This is a genomic window from Salinivibrio sp. IB872, from assembly GCF_001995345.1.
GTDB classification, from domain to species: domain Bacteria; phylum Pseudomonadota; class Gammaproteobacteria; order Enterobacterales; family Vibrionaceae; genus Salinivibrio; species Salinivibrio proteolyticus.
Window position 1 is genome coordinate 1 of the sequence record NZ_MUFO01000029.1, and the last position, 13,571, is coordinate 13,571.

The window sequence follows — 13,571 nt, forward strand, 5'->3', positions numbered from 1 at the left end:
ATGTCATTGTGACCTATCAAGGAGACGTGCTCGGACTCGGCAAATGGGTCGGGAATCGGATTAAAAATGGTCTACCTCGCGATCAAGTTCGCGATAGCAACTTGTTTTAATCGATATGAAATGGTGTTGATAATAGTTCACAGGGAAAGAAACTGGCAAAGCTGTATTGATAAACTAAACTTTAGTGGAAACACAACCTAAATTGGCATCTGGCTCCAATGAGCCCTTTCCCTGAGCTCGGAACAGGACGTTCCGAGCCTTTTTTTGTCTTGTCTTGCGTGACGCCGTCACTTAACGCGGTAAATGCCATTCGCTTCAATACGAATCTTGCGTTGCTTGTACAAGCCACCCAAGGTCTTTTTAAAGGTCGCTTTACTGGTGCGGAACAAGGCAAAAATCGCATCCGGGGAGCTTTTGTCGTTAAGCGGCAAAAAGCCCCCTTTTTTATCTAGGGTTTGCAAAATTTTATCGCTTAAATCATCAACCCGCGCTTTACCGTGTTTTTGTAGAGCAAGATCCAACTTACCATCGTCGCGCACCGTTTTAACAAACGCACTCAACTTCTTACCGATAAACAGCTTCCCGAACGCTTCAGCGCGATAAATAAGCCCCCAGTGCTGATTATTCACCACACACTTAAAGCCGAGATCCGTGATATCCGTAATGATTACCGACACTTTGTCGCCCGCTTTTAAACGAGGCTTTTCGTCGCTGATAAACTTGTTGAATTTGCGGCTAGCGACGATACGGCCCGAGGCTTTATCCGTGTAGACGCGAACCACATAAGGTTTACCCTCTTCCATTCGCGTGCGTTGCTCACTAAAAGGCACCAACAAGTCTTTGCTCAAGCCCCAATCGACAAACGCGCCAACCGAATTGACACCAACACAGCGCAAAGATGCAAACTCACCCACTTGAGCCAATGGCGTTTCAGTAGTGGCGATAATATCGTCTTCGGAATCGAAATAGATAAACACCTTAAGCTCGTCGCCGACACGGGTATTTTCAGGGACGTACCGGGTTGGCAGCAAAATATTGCCGAACTCATCACCATCAAGAAACACCCCGAAGTCTGCCTGCTTCACTACCGTCAATGTGTTGTATTGGCCTAGTTTAATCATTGTCTCAACGCTGTAGAAAGTAATGGCGGTGAGTATACGCAATTTCATCTTGATATGCGCAGCCAAAACACCACTCAAACGGATAAAAATCCATCAAGCACTGCCTATTTCCCGCTATACCCCTACTTTCTGTCTCTTGTTAGCGACGCAATCCCTGTTAGGCTTGAGTGAAGACCATAGGGGGAATTCATGGCAGTATTTAACGGCTCACATATCAGCTTTAGTTTTAGCCAGCTTGGCAGTGCATTTGGCGAACACGTCACGCCAACCGCGCTCGAAAACGGTCGGCTTTTCACCTATAACGCCGAAGTGGCAAAACAGCTTGGATTGAATGAATCCGAGCTCACCTCGGAAGCGTTTCGGGCGATTTTATCCGCAGAGCAGCCGTTAGCCGGCCGAACACCGTTTGCGATGAAATACACCGGTCACCAGTTTGGTCAATATAACCCCGCGCTCGGCGATGGCCGTGGTGTCTTGTTAGGGGAATGGCGCGATGCCGATGGCACCTTGTGGGATTGGCACCTAAAAGGGGCGGGAAAAACGCCATACAGCCGCCACGGTGATGGACGTGCGGTGTTACGCTCGACGCTCCGTGAGTATCTCGCCAGTGCCGCCATGACAGGACTCAACATTCCGACCACACAGGCACTTGCGATGGCCACCAGCGACACCCCTGTGATGCGCGAGCGCATCGAAACTGCCGCAACGCTACTTCGCGTTACCGAGAGTCACGTCCGCTTTGGCCACTTCGAGTACTTGTTTTACAGTCAGCAGCATGAGGCGCTAGGCACGCTGGCCGACTATGTGATTGCACGTCATTTCCCTGAACTGGCCGAGGCTGAGACCCCCTATGCCGCATTGCTACAAGAAATTGTCGAGCGAACGGCGGACATGATTGCCCAGTGGCAAGCCGTCGGCTTTAACCACGGAGTGATGAATACCGATAATATGTCGATTCTCGGTCAGACCTTCGATTACGGCCCTTATGCCTTTTTAGACGATTTCGATCCAGGTTATATCTGCAACCATTCTGATTACAGTGGTCGCTATGCGTTTAATCAGCAACCTGCCATCGCACTTTGGAATCTGTCCGCACTGGGCTATGCCTTTACGCCTCTCGTGGATAAGGATGTGATTAACGATATTCTTGGCGGCTTTGAACATCGACTACAAGTTGCCTATAGCCGCGCCATGCGCGATAAGTTGGGCTTGTCCGACGCACAGCCGTCAGACAGTGACTTGTTTAATCAGCTCTTTGCATTGCTAGAGGGAAATCAAACCGACTATACGTGCTTTTTCTATCAACTCAGTCAGCATCGTGGTGACGCACTCCTAACAGCCGGCACCCTGAACCAGTTCAAATCCATCTGCCAAGACACGCAAGCATTAACTGAATGGCTATCCGCGTACCAACAGCGCGTGCATACACTGGATGATGCGACTCGTCTGGCCTGCATGCAGCGCACCAATCCAAAGTATATTTTACGCAACTATTTGGCCCAAGCGGCGATCGAGGCGGCTGAAAAAGGCGACTTACAACCAACCCATGACTTAATGACGGTACTTGCCCATCCCTTCGATGAGCACCCGTCGCTCGCGCACTTAGCCAACCCGCCAACGGATGACAATAAAGGCCTCGCATTGAGCTGTTCGTCCTAACTATCGGTGACTGATGACGGGCAAAAAATTAGCTCGTCGACAGCCCTAACCAGCATTTTTCTGGTCAAAACCGCCTTAAAAACGCTACGGATATCACATTCATGCTTTCAAGGGCCGCGATTTTTGCTATCTTACTGGCTTCGCAACAGATTAAGATGTGAGGAAGGCTGTCCTCTATGCCACTGAAAACCGATGAACTTCGCACCCGCGTGGTTGATACCATGCCCACGCCCGCAGAGGTGGAAGCCGCCCACCCCATCAGCGACAATGTTGCTCACCATATTACTGCTTCGCGTCATGCAATCAGCCAAATTCTTAATGGCCATGACCCGCGCCTACTTGTGGTGATTGGGCCTTGCTCCGTGCACGATCCTGACGCTGCACGCGAGTACGCCAAACGGTTAAAAGGATTGGCAGAGACTTACTCCGATCAGTTACTGATTGTCATGCGTACCTACTTTGAAAAGCCGCGCACGGTTGTCGGTTGGAAAGGTTTGATAAACGATCCTCACCTTGATGGGAGCGGTGATATTCGTGCTGGGCTGTTCACTGCCCGTGAGTTGTTACTCGATATCAATAAAATGGGTTTACCCACTGCGACCGAGTTTCTCGATATGATCACCGGCCAATATATTGCCGACTTGATCAGCTGGGGGGCCATCGGTGCGCGTACAACCGAGTCTCAAATCCATCGCGAAATGGCATCCGCCTTGTCTTGCCCAGTAGGGTTTAAGAATGGCACTGATGGCAATATTCGTATCGCTGTCGATGCCATTCGTGCGAGCCGTGAGTCACACCTGTTTTGCTCGCCAGACAAGCATGGCACTATGACCATTTATCGCACAGCAGGTAACCCTGATGGCCACGTTATTTTACGTGGCGGCCATCAACCCAATTACTATCAAAAAGATGTGCAAGCGGCCTCAGAAACCTTATCGAGCTTCGGGTTGCCGGCCAAATTAGTGGTAGACTTTAGCCATGGCAACTGCCAGAAACAGCATCGCCGTCAGTTAGATGTCGCAGAGGATATTGCGACGCAACTGGCTAACGGAAGTACCGCCATTGCGGGTATTATGGCAGAAAGCTTTTTAGAAGAAGGCAACCAACCTATGGGTGATAGCGCGTCGCGCCGATATGGCCAGTCTATTACCGACCCTTGCCTTGGCTGGCAGGATACTGAACGCTTGCTTGAGCGACTGGCCACTGCAAGTGCTAAGCGACATCAAGCCTATTAATTATTGATCAGCGACATGACATCCGTCATGTGAGAAAAGGACAGAACTATGCCCTCTTTTGATATTGTGTCTGAAATCGACAAGGTTGAATTGAAGAACGCCGTAGATAATGCAAGTCGCGAACTGGCGACGCGTTTTGATTTTCGTGGCGTTGAAGCGAGCTTCGAGCTGGACAAAGAAACCGTGAAAGTCATTGCAGAGGCAGATTTCCAACTCAACCAGATGATGGATATCCTGCGTAATAACCTTGCCAAACGTGGCGTGGATTCGCGTGCCATGGATATTCAAGATATGGTGCACTCAGGCAAAAGCTTCTCGCAGCAAGTGAAATTCAAAAATGGCATTGAAACCCCCGTTGCCAAGAAAATCACTAAAGCTATCAAAGACGCCAAAATGAAAGTACAAACACAAATTCAAGGCGAACAAGTCCGAGTAACCGGTAAAAAACGCGATGATCTTCAAGCGGTGATTCAGCTGGTAAAAGACAGTGATTTTGAGCAGCCTTTCCAGTTCGAAAACTTTCGCGACTAATGTGCAACATCTACCACAAAAAACGGGCCATTTGGCCCGTTTTGCTTGTAAAGACAGTGTCGTTATCAGCTAACACTACTTATACTGGCTTTTGATTTCATCGAGCGCCCCGCTTGCAATCGCTTTATCTACCCCAGCTTGCAATTTCTCTACATAGCTATCAGGCGTGCTTTTGCTCAGGCTGTAATACAATTGCGCTTCACTCAGCACATACACCACTTCAAACTGGCTTGTGTCCACATTGTTTTGACTCATGATGAAGGAGCTGACGTTTTCTTCATACGCCCACATATCTACGCGGCCCGCCGCGAGCTGTTTAGCGAGCAAGTCTGCTTTAGGTGAGAGACGCAATGCGTTATCGCTAACGCCTAGGCTGCGCAACAAATGCTCACCGACATCGTCACGTACCACCCCAACTTTGTAGTTGGCAAAGTCGCTGCCGCTGTTAATGGTGATCCCTTTACTTTTCGGTGCCCATACGACAATTTTGGTATCTGTGATGGGACCTACCCACTTAAACTTATCTTCGCGCTCTTCCGTTCGGGTGGTTGAAAACAGTACCGTGTTTGGATCAGACAATGCGGTGGCATAGCCACGCGCCCAAGGTTGGATCTTAACTTGATCACGGGTAATAGGCTCACCCGCTGCTTCGGTAGCCGCTTCGAGGAAATCCACGGCAATCCCTTTCAACTGCCCGTTCTCTTCATAGTTAAAAGGGGGGTAAACCTCAGTGATATAATTTAAGTCGCTTAGGTTGGCAGCAACTATCGTAGTTGAAAACACCAGTAAACTGGCGGCGATGAGTGACTTCATTGGACTACCTCTTTGTTGTTCATTCCATAAAAACAGACGCCCAGCCAATATTATTATTCGGGTAACCCGTACTTATATGTGACGCCATTTCTTGGTTGCCACAACATGGTGTTCATGCGGTTGTGGTTTAACCACATACAAGCACCGTGCTAACCGTTATCACTGGTGAGTATAGTCAGCGAAAAATCACCCTGCGTAATTTTAAACACGGCTGTGAGCTATTCCCCAAGTTTGTTTTCTGACAATTCAACACCTTGATGCATATAGCGATATCTCATGCTTGCGCGTTAATACGAATGTTTACACTCAGCACACGCAAAAACATGATGGTTGACGCCCACATCCACGCAAAAAAGTTGAATTGGGTCACCATTAATGACTAAACTTTACCCCTTGTTTCATATAATTGCTCAATTAGTCCGCATTAATAATGCGTACTTTAACGATTAAGGTTATCGAGTGAGCAATAAAGTCAGTCATATTCCAGCCTGGACAATGCCGAGTCTGATAATCCATGAATAATCAAAAGCGACCTCTTTACATTCCCTATGCGGGACCTGCGTTACTCGAAACCCCGCTTCTCAACAAAGGCAGTGCGTTTAGCGTCGAAGAACGTAAGTTTTTTAACCTCGAGGGCTTGCTACCCGATGCCATTGAAACCATTGAAGAGCAGACCGAGCGCGCCTACCAGCAGTACCAACGCTTTGAAAACGATATCGATAAGCACATTTACTTGCGCAATATTCAAGATACCAACGAGACATTATTTTATCGCTTAGTGTCGAACCACATCACCGAAATGATGCCAATCATTTATACGCCAACGGTCGGTGCTGCCTGTGAGAACTTCTCTAATATTTATCGTCGAGGCCGTGGGCTTTTTATCTCTTATCCAAACCGCGATCGGATTGATGATGTTTTAAACAACGCATCACGTCACAATGTGAAAGTGATTGTCGTTACCGACGGTGAGCGAATTCTTGGTCTTGGCGACCAAGGCATCGGCGGCATGGGCATTCCAATCGGAAAGCTGTCTTTGTACACCGCGTGTGGGGGCATTAGCCCAGCGTACACGCTTCCAATCGTGCTCGATGTAGGCACCAACAATCCACAACGTCTGTCAGATCCTATGTACATGGGATGGCGCCATACTCGGATCAGCGGTCAAGATTACGACGACTTTATTGAAGAATTCATCCAAGCGGTGCAGCGTCGCTGGCCGGATGCACTCATTCAGTTTGAAGACTTCGCACAGAAAAATGCGATGCCTATTCTTGAGCGATACAAAGACAAAGTGTGCTGTTTTAACGACGATATCCAAGGGACGGCCGCCGTCACCGTGGGTTCGTTAATTGCTGCCTGTAAAGCCGCTGGCACTAAGCTCTCCGAGCAGCGTATCACCTTCCTTGGAGCAGGTTCTGCCGGCTGTGGCATTGCTGAAGCCATCATTGCCCAAATGGTGTCGGAAGGGATTTCCGATCAACAAGCGCGTGCGCGTGTCTTTATGGTTGATCGCTGGGGCCTACTCATTGATGCCATGCCAAACCTACTCGACTTCCAGCAAAAACTGGTTCAAAAGAGCAGCGCATTAAAAGACTGGCAATTAGAAGACAATAATATTTCACTGTTGGATGTGGTACGTAATGCCCAGCCAACCGTGCTCATTGGTGTCTCTGGGGCACCAGGCCTCTTTACCGAAGATGTAATTAAGGCCATGCATGATAACTGTAAACGGCCGATTATCTTCCCCCTATCAAACCCAACCAGCCGAGTCGAAGCCACTCCCTTTGACATTCTTCGCTGGACAGACGGCCAAGCACTGGTTGCGACGGGTAGTCCGTTTGAACCCGTGCGCCTAGACAATGGTAAAACCTTCCCAATCGCGCAATGTAACAACAGCTATATCTTCCCGGGTATCGGCCTTGGTGTCCTTGCAGCGGACGCCACTCGCGTGACCGATGGCATGTTAATGGCCTCTTCACGTGCACTTGCTGAATGTTCGCCATTAGCGAAGCGCGGCACCGGTGCCTTACTTCCTTCACTGGAGGATATTACTTATGTGTCAAAGCAAATTGCTTTTGCAGTTGCGAAACAGGCGATTGAAGAAGGCGTTGCGGCCGAGCTGTCTGATGAGGCATTGAAAAAACGCATTGATGATAGCTTCTGGGAACCCAGATACCGTGAGTATAAACGCACATCGTTTTAACCAGCGGTTGACACAAAAAGCTCCTTTCGAGGAGCTTTTTTTGCTAGGATTCCATTCACTTGAGGCGCCAACCTTGACGCCTTATCCGCATGGCATTTCTGAAAGGGACAGTAAGTAGTATGGCGATCCGGCGCCTCGCACGATTGGTGTTTATCGCAGTGATTTTCGCACTGGTTACTATGGTAGCTAGTGACTTAGCGATCACACTCAATGCGCGTGACCGCGTTTACACCGACGTTGACGACCTGCCCAAACGTCAAGTGGCATTAGTGCTTGGTACCAGCAAGTATATTGGTAAAACCCCGAATCCTTACTATACCCACCGCATCGAGGCCGCAGAGGCACTGTATAAAGCGAACAAGGTGAGTCATTTACTCTTAAGCGGCGATAATGCGCACCGCTCCTATAATGAACCTTGGACCATGAAGCGCGATCTACTGAAAGCCGGGATCGCAGACGACGCTATTCACCTCGATTATGCTGGTTTTCGTACACTCGACTCCGTGGTTCGAGCCAAAACGGTGTTTAGCTTGGCCCGCTTTACCGTCGTCAGCCAGCAGTTTCACTGTGAGCGAGCCTTATTTCTTGCTGACGTGAACAATATTGATGCGATTTGCTATGCCGTAGCAAGCCCACAAGGCTGGGCTGGCATAAAGATCCGTTTGCGTGAAGTGCTCGCACGCACTAAAGCCGTGTTAGATAGCTTTATCCTTAATGTGAAACCCAAGTTTACTGGCCCAAAAGAGCCAATTGATGGTGTCACTGCTACCGAATCGTAAATGGGTACAAATCCACCCTTTCTTTCTCTTTCCTCTCACAAATTTCACATCTTTTTAATCAAGCGTTCAAAAAGTAGCGTGCAATCGATTAACACCCTCTTCAATAAGGCGTATATTAGCGCCGTCTGACACAGCAGGTGCTGTGCAGTGTTTAAAACATAATAATACGTGCCGCATTGCACGATGACGTTATAACAAAAAGGAAGCCCTATGGATGTGCAATCTTTGACCTCCCAATCCTCCGGGTTGGATAGAAAAGCGTGGATCCTATTTGCCGATATCGCACTCTTTTTCGCGCTGTACTACAGCCTACCCTTTGACCCTCAAGTGACCACAGGTCTTAGCCTTCTCGTCTTTATCGCGGTGCTCTGGCTAACTGAAGCTATCCATGTCAGCATCACTGCCATTCTCGTTCCCATTCTGGCGGTCGTTTTAGGGGTATTTGAAACCCCTGCGGCGATGGCGAATTTTGCTAACCCTATCATTTTCCTATTTTTGGGTGGCTTTGCCCTTGCCGCGGCATTGCAAGCACAAGGACTGGATCAAGCCATCGCTAATAAGGTACTGACGGTCGCGAAAGGAAAAATGTCCGTTGCCGTGATGATGCTGTTTGGGGTCACTGCGGCCTTGTCAATGTGGATAAGCAACACCGCTACCACGGCGATGATGCTGCCGCTTGTACTCGGCATTTTACGTAAAGTCAGTAACCAAAAAGATCATGGAACCTACGTGTTTGTGTTGCTGGGGATTGCTTATTGCGCGAGTATCGGCGGGATTGCGACCATCGTCGGCAGCCCACCCAATGCGATTGCCGCAGCAGAAGCGGGACTGAATTTTGTTGGTTGGATGAAAATCGGATTGCCTATCACCTTGGTATTGCTGCCGATCGCCATCTTGGTGCTCTATGTGCTGACCAAGCCTAATTTAAGCCATGCATTTGAGACAGAGAAGCGTCAGTTCGAATGGACGCTGCCTCGCTTAGTCACCATGGGAATTTTTGCACTCACCGTCGCGGCATGGATCTTTAGCAAACCACTGAATAGCCTACTAGGCGGCCTCAGTAAGTTTGACTCCATCGTCGCGTTGTCTGCCATTGTGCTGCTGGGTGCTACCCGTGTCGTGAAATGGAAGGAGATCGAAAAGACTGCTGATTGGGGCGTTTTGCTCCTTTTCGGTGGCGGGATTTGTCTAAGCAACGTACTCAAAGCCACTGGGACAAGCCTATTTTTGGCTAACCACCTAAGCAGCGCCCTTACCGGCTCCGGCATCTTCTTCACCATGTTAGGTGTCGTCGCCTTTGTGATTTTCCTGACGGAATTTGCCAGCAATACCGCCAGTGCTGCCTTACTCGTCCCTGTGTTTGCCACTATTGCAGAAGCGTTAGGTGTTTCCCCTGTGGCGCTATCTGCACTGATTGCGATTGCGGCATCCTGTGCCTTTATGCTGCCGGTCGCGACACCGCCAAACGCCATTGTTTTTGGTTCCGGTCATATCGAACAGCGTGACATGATGCGTATTGGTTTGTACCTAAACATTATTTGTATCATGGTTTTAGCCGTCTTTACTTGGTTATTCTGGTAACCCTGTTCAATCACACTACCTAGCATATGCGCTAGGTAGTGTTTTTCTCCTCTACTCTCACCCCGAAATTGTTTCAATAGAGTTTCAGGTTTACACTATTGCGACGCTTCATTAACCGTAACTAACTATGGCATTTGCAGAAATTACAGGCTGGGGAAAATGTCTTCCTCCGGCGGTGCTGACCAATGATGACCTCAGCACAATTATTGAAACAAACGATGAGTGGATCCGCTCCCGCACCGGTATTGAGTCACGCCGAGTCAGTCATGTTGAAACCTCAGATCTTGCCACCGTGGCCGCTCAACGTGCGCTGGCCGCTGCTGGGATTGAGGCAGCGCAGCTTGATCTACTGATTGTTGCAACCTGCTCACCGGATACCTTAATTCCTAACATTGCCTCCAAAGTCCAAGGTAATCTTGGTGCAGTACGCGCGGCGGCATTTGATATGAATGCAGCCTGCACCGGCTTTCTCTATGGCCTAGAAACCGCAACCAAGATGCTTCAAGCCGGCCATTATCAGCATGCGCTGATCATCGGGGCAGAACACTTAACGTGGTACCTCGACTGGAGCAAACGTGATACTGCGGTGTTGTTCGGTGATGGCGCTGGCGCGGTGGTTATTAGTCAAACCGATCAAGAAGTGGGCCTTCTCGACGCCCAGCTCGGATGCGACTCAGCAGGACGCGATGTGTTGGCAATTCCTGCTTTTGGCACCGCGATGGACAGATTTGATCCGCAAAATGGTCACTTCGCGTTTGACTTTATCGGCCGCGACATTTTTAAACGGGCTGTAAAAGGAATGGGGGCTGCCGCGAACCAAGTGTTATCGCGTAATCAGCTCAGCGCTGAACAAATTGACGTGGTGGTTCCTCACCAAGCCAATAAACGCATTATTGAAGCACTTTGTGACCACGCAGGCATTAGCCTAGATAAAGCATTTGTGAATATTCAGCACTATGGCAACACCTCGGCAGCAACCATTCCTATCGCACTCTGCGAAGCGGTGGAACAAGGTGTAGTGAAACCCCATAGCCAATTACTGACCGCCGCGTTTGGGGCAGGTTTAACTTGGGGAGCGGGATTGATTCGTTGGGGTGAACGCACCACGCCACTGCAACAATCGGATGCAGAATTACCCGCCACAGATAAAACCGCGCTTGAGCTACTTGCCTACGCGGTTGATCAATGTCAGAATCGCCAAGCCTAGCCCTAACGCTTGGTACATACGCACTCGCTAAAAAAAGCCGACAATCAAGTCGGCTTTTTGCTGTGTATTTTATCAGGCGTTGCTTACTGAGCGAGATGCAAAAACGCCGCACCGCGTACGCCACCAGAATCACCGTGCTGTGCTTTCATCAGCATCGGTGGTTTTGCCGCGGACAAAAGGTGATGAGGAAGACGCTTGGGCAATTCGTGATAAATTTCATCAAAGTTAGACAAACCACCGCCTAGTACCACCATATCGGGATCAAACGCGGTTAACAGCCCACCAAAGCACATCGCCAACACATCAAAAAAGCGGTCAACAAACGCAACGGCATTCGTTTCGCCTAACCGGTATTGCTCGATGATCTCAACGGCAGATAGCGGCGCGTAATAATGGGCATAAAGTTGTTCAAACCCGCGTCCTGACAAGTAGTTATCGAGACAACCTTGATTACCACATCCACAGGCAAACATGGGTGGTTTATCCCCCAAGCGTAGCCAGGCATCAATAGGCATGCGCATATGACCCACTTCACCGGCCATTTGGTTTTTACCGTTGATCACCTTACCGTTAATCACCAAGCCACCACCAAACCCGGTACCCAGAATCAAACCAAGCACGGTTTTCGCTTCTTTGGCTTGCTCATCCCACGCTTCCGATAGCGCGAAGCAATTGGCGTCATTACTCACCCGCACCTCGCGATCGACGCGCGCTTCTAAATCCGCTCGCAAGTGCATCCCGTTAGCCGCAGGCACATTCACGGTTAACACCGTGCCGTCTGCCGCTTCTGATCCGGGAATGCCAATCCCCACCGTCCCCTTTTCGCCGAACGTCGCGTCGTACTTTTCGACCAACATGGCGAGGGTATCAATCAGGGCTGCGTAATCCTTAGTCGGTGTCGCATAGCGCTCAGTTGCTATACGATTGAGTTGTTTATCGAAGGCGCCAAATTCAATTTTGGTTCCGCCCACATCAAAGCCGTAATACATGGCCCAGCCACCTTTGTGTGTCGTTATTTATACAAATTATTATTCAGCAAACGGTCATAAATGTCCGTGAGCCGCAACATATTTCGTTACTTTAGAACAAGATATTTTATCCCGCGTAAGATGTTTGGTCACGCATCGCCATAAACCGGGTTAACGCATCTCCCTCAGGTAAGGTTTTTTGTCGCTTCCCAGCAATATAACGTTCGCGAAAGACATCAAACCACTGGCTTAAATGCACCGCGGCTCGGCGGTCACCCGCGTTTTCGAGCACGTGCGCTGCCACTTCTGCGGTCGCTAATTGATTCTCTCCGTGTGCGTCACGGACTTGATAGCGTGATAATGCCTCAGGTTGAATACTCAAAACCGGAAAACGATCAAGCCAAGAGCTTTTTCTAAAGATTTTCTTCGCTTCTCGCCATGTGCCATCAATGATCACAAATAACGGACGTTTACCGCTAGGATGAGGCTTTGGGGAAGAAACAACGCGAGACGGCTCAGCATATTGGGCAGGAAACACAATATAAGGCTGGTAAGCGGGATTGGCTAATCGCGTCAGCATCTCAGGATCTGGCTCAGTACGCGACCAAATATACGCCGAGGTATCAGGGATACAGTCAGCAATGAGTCGCCCCGTGTTACTCGGCTTAAGAACTTCGTCATCGTACATGATCAACATAAACGCGGCGTTAGTCTCACACTGACGACGGTATTCACACACACAATAGCGGCGAACCAACATGCATTGGGTACAACGTTCAACACCTGCACCTCGGGCAAGATAAGGTCGTGTGGCGCGAGCAAGACGCCTCTCGTATAAGCGGTGAATGGCATGGGAAGGGGTTGCGTCAGACATAAGGCAAGCAGGCAATAACGATAAAGGTGCCTATTATACGCAAAGTAATGAGATGCAGTGCTGAAAGAGGTTGTGCTGACAGGAAAAGAGCCCAGTCAACACTGAGCTCTGTGGCATGTAGTGATCTTTTGTTTAGCGCAGTTCAACCATAGCGCCATCAAACAAATTTTTGACGAGTGCAATGTACTCTTCCAAAAAGCCCACTTGTTCTGCCGTAACAGGTTGCTCCCAGCGTCCCGCGAGTACTTCTTCCATGTCTTCTACCACACGGTCAGCTTCTTTCAGGATGGTAAAGCGCAACGCTGACGAAAGGCCAGGATTCTGCTCGCATATAGTCATAATATTGGATGCGACCAAATCATGGACGATATCGGCAATCGTATCATCGCCAATGGCTTCGCCCGGTTGCTCAAACACAGAGAGATTAAACGCAAAATGCTCGATCAGTGCTTGATACCCGTCTGAGTCTACTACCATGATTACTTGTCCTTAGACTGTTCTAATGTCGCTATTGTATCGCGATCGTCAAGTGTATGCGCCTTTTGCGCACGAAATTAGAAAGCTAGTCACGCTTCTTCGTACACCGCTTAACGCTAT

At 49.3% G+C, this 13,571-nt stretch carries 13 protein-coding genes; 8 read left to right on the forward strand and 5 right to left on the reverse strand.

Annotated features, from left to right (window positions below; all coding sequences use genetic code 11):
* On the forward strand, nucleotides 1–110 hold a 110-nt coding region (locus tag BZJ18_RS11945; protein WP_131825288.1), incomplete at its 5' end, for a methyltransferase RsmF C-terminal domain-like protein.
* A 177-nt stretch (nucleotides 111–287) separates the two neighbouring features.
* On the opposite strand, the gene BZJ18_RS11950 is transcribed toward BZJ18_RS11945, so the two are convergent.
* Nucleotides 288–1,121, reverse strand: coding sequence for a CvfB family protein (locus BZJ18_RS11950; RefSeq protein WP_077457069.1), 834 nt, complete (start codon nucleotides 1,119–1,121; stop codon nucleotides 288–290).
* A 189-nt stretch (nucleotides 1,122–1,310) separates the two neighbouring features.
* Here BZJ18_RS11950 and BZJ18_RS11955 point away from each other — a divergent pair, with 189 nt between their 5' ends.
* From BZJ18_RS11955 to BZJ18_RS11965, 3 genes are all read left to right on the forward strand, one after another.
* Complete coding sequence (locus BZJ18_RS11955; RefSeq protein ID WP_077457011.1) at nucleotides 1,311–2,780, forward strand: protein adenylyltransferase SelO; 1,470 nt, start codon at nucleotides 1,311–1,313, stop codon at nucleotides 2,778–2,780.
* Between the two features lie 176 nt (nucleotides 2,781–2,956).
* Nucleotides 2,957–4,015, forward strand: a complete 1,059-nt coding sequence (locus BZJ18_RS11960; protein WP_077457013.1) for a 3-deoxy-7-phosphoheptulonate synthase — start codon at nucleotides 2,957–2,959, stop codon at nucleotides 4,013–4,015.
* Between the two features lie 48 nt (nucleotides 4,016–4,063).
* Nucleotides 4,064–4,546 (forward strand): YajQ family cyclic di-GMP-binding protein, encoded by a 483-nt coding sequence (locus BZJ18_RS11965; protein WP_077457015.1) that lies wholly within the window; start codon nucleotides 4,064–4,066, stop codon nucleotides 4,544–4,546.
* Nucleotides 4,547–4,621: 75 nt separating this feature from the next.
* Here the strand turns inward: BZJ18_RS11965 and BZJ18_RS11970 are convergent, their stop codons facing one another.
* Nucleotides 4,622–5,359: a substrate-binding periplasmic protein gene (locus BZJ18_RS11970; protein ID WP_077457017.1), complete on the reverse strand. Its 738-nt coding sequence runs from the start codon at nucleotides 5,357–5,359 to the stop codon at nucleotides 4,622–4,624.
* Between the two features lie 514 nt (nucleotides 5,360–5,873).
* Between BZJ18_RS11970 and BZJ18_RS11975 the strand changes: the two genes are divergently transcribed.
* From BZJ18_RS11975 to BZJ18_RS11990, 4 genes are all read left to right on the forward strand, one after another.
* Nucleotides 5,874–7,565: an NAD-dependent malic enzyme gene (locus tag BZJ18_RS11975; protein WP_077457019.1), complete on the forward strand. Its 1,692-nt coding sequence runs from the start codon at nucleotides 5,874–5,876 to the stop codon at nucleotides 7,563–7,565.
* 119 nt (nucleotides 7,566–7,684) lie between these two features.
* On the forward strand, nucleotides 7,685–8,344 hold the full coding sequence (locus tag BZJ18_RS11980) for a SanA/YdcF family protein (protein ID WP_077457021.1): 660 nt from the start codon (nucleotides 7,685–7,687) through the stop codon (nucleotides 8,342–8,344).
* A 210-nt stretch (nucleotides 8,345–8,554) separates the two neighbouring features.
* On the forward strand, nucleotides 8,555–9,925 hold the full coding sequence (locus BZJ18_RS11985; RefSeq protein WP_077457023.1) for an SLC13 family permease: 1,371 nt from the start codon (nucleotides 8,555–8,557) through the stop codon (nucleotides 9,923–9,925).
* Between the two features lie 127 nt (nucleotides 9,926–10,052).
* Nucleotides 10,053–11,132, forward strand: coding sequence for a ketoacyl-ACP synthase III (locus tag BZJ18_RS11990; protein ID WP_077457025.1), 1,080 nt, complete (start codon nucleotides 10,053–10,055; stop codon nucleotides 11,130–11,132).
* Between the two features lie 83 nt (nucleotides 11,133–11,215).
* Here BZJ18_RS11990 and nagK read toward each other — a convergent pair whose 3' ends face one another.
* From nagK to BZJ18_RS12005, 3 genes are all read right to left on the reverse strand, one after another.
* Nucleotides 11,216–12,121 carry an N-acetylglucosamine kinase gene (gene nagK, locus BZJ18_RS11995; RefSeq protein ID WP_077457027.1) on the reverse strand — a complete coding sequence of 302 codons (906 nt, stop codon included), beginning with the start codon at nucleotides 12,119–12,121 and terminating at the stop codon, nucleotides 11,216–11,218.
* A 106-nt stretch (nucleotides 12,122–12,227) separates the two neighbouring features.
* Complete coding sequence (locus tag BZJ18_RS12000; RefSeq protein ID WP_077457029.1) at nucleotides 12,228–12,974, reverse strand: tRNA-uridine aminocarboxypropyltransferase; 747 nt, start codon at nucleotides 12,972–12,974, stop codon at nucleotides 12,228–12,230.
* A 132-nt stretch (nucleotides 12,975–13,106) separates the two neighbouring features.
* Nucleotides 13,107–13,451, reverse strand: a complete 345-nt coding sequence (locus BZJ18_RS12005; RefSeq protein WP_069588527.1) for a DUF3802 family protein — start codon at nucleotides 13,449–13,451, stop codon at nucleotides 13,107–13,109.
* Nucleotides 13,452–13,571: the final 120 nt, after the last annotated feature.

Excerpts from the sequence above, each read along its gene's own strand:
- BZJ18_RS12000 (WP_077457029.1), bottom strand. The coding sequence starts at position 12,974 with ATGTCTGACGCAACCCCTTCCCATGCCATTCACCGCTTATACGAGAGG.
- BZJ18_RS11965 (WP_077457015.1), top strand. The coding sequence starts at position 4,064 with ATGCCCTCTTTTGATATTGTGTCTGAAATCGACAAGGTTGAATTGAAG.
- BZJ18_RS11990 (WP_077457025.1), top strand. The coding sequence starts at position 10,053 with ATGGCATTTGCAGAAATTACAGGCTGGGGAAAATGTCTTCCTCCGGCG.
- BZJ18_RS11975 (WP_077457019.1), top strand. The coding sequence starts at position 5,874 with ATGAATAATCAAAAGCGACCTCTTTACATTCCCTATGCGGGACCTGCG.
- BZJ18_RS11980 (WP_077457021.1), top strand. The coding sequence starts at position 7,685 with ATGGCGATCCGGCGCCTCGCACGATTGGTGTTTATCGCAGTGATTTTC.
- BZJ18_RS11955 (WP_077457011.1), top strand. The coding sequence starts at position 1,311 with ATGGCAGTATTTAACGGCTCACATATCAGCTTTAGTTTTAGCCAGCTT.
- BZJ18_RS12005 (WP_069588527.1), bottom strand. The coding sequence starts at position 13,451 with ATGGTAGTAGACTCAGACGGGTATCAAGCACTGATCGAGCATTTTGCG.
- BZJ18_RS11950 (WP_077457069.1), bottom strand. The coding sequence starts at position 1,121 with ATGATTAAACTAGGCCAATACAACACATTGACGGTAGTGAAGCAGGCA.
- BZJ18_RS11960 (WP_077457013.1), top strand. The coding sequence starts at position 2,957 with ATGCCACTGAAAACCGATGAACTTCGCACCCGCGTGGTTGATACCATG.
- BZJ18_RS11985 (WP_077457023.1), top strand. The coding sequence starts at position 8,555 with ATGGATGTGCAATCTTTGACCTCCCAATCCTCCGGGTTGGATAGAAAA.
- BZJ18_RS11970 (WP_077457017.1), bottom strand. The coding sequence starts at position 5,359 with ATGAAGTCACTCATCGCCGCCAGTTTACTGGTGTTTTCAACTACGATA.
- nagK (WP_077457027.1), bottom strand. The coding sequence starts at position 12,121 with ATGTATTACGGCTTTGATGTGGGCGGAACCAAAATTGAATTTGGCGCC.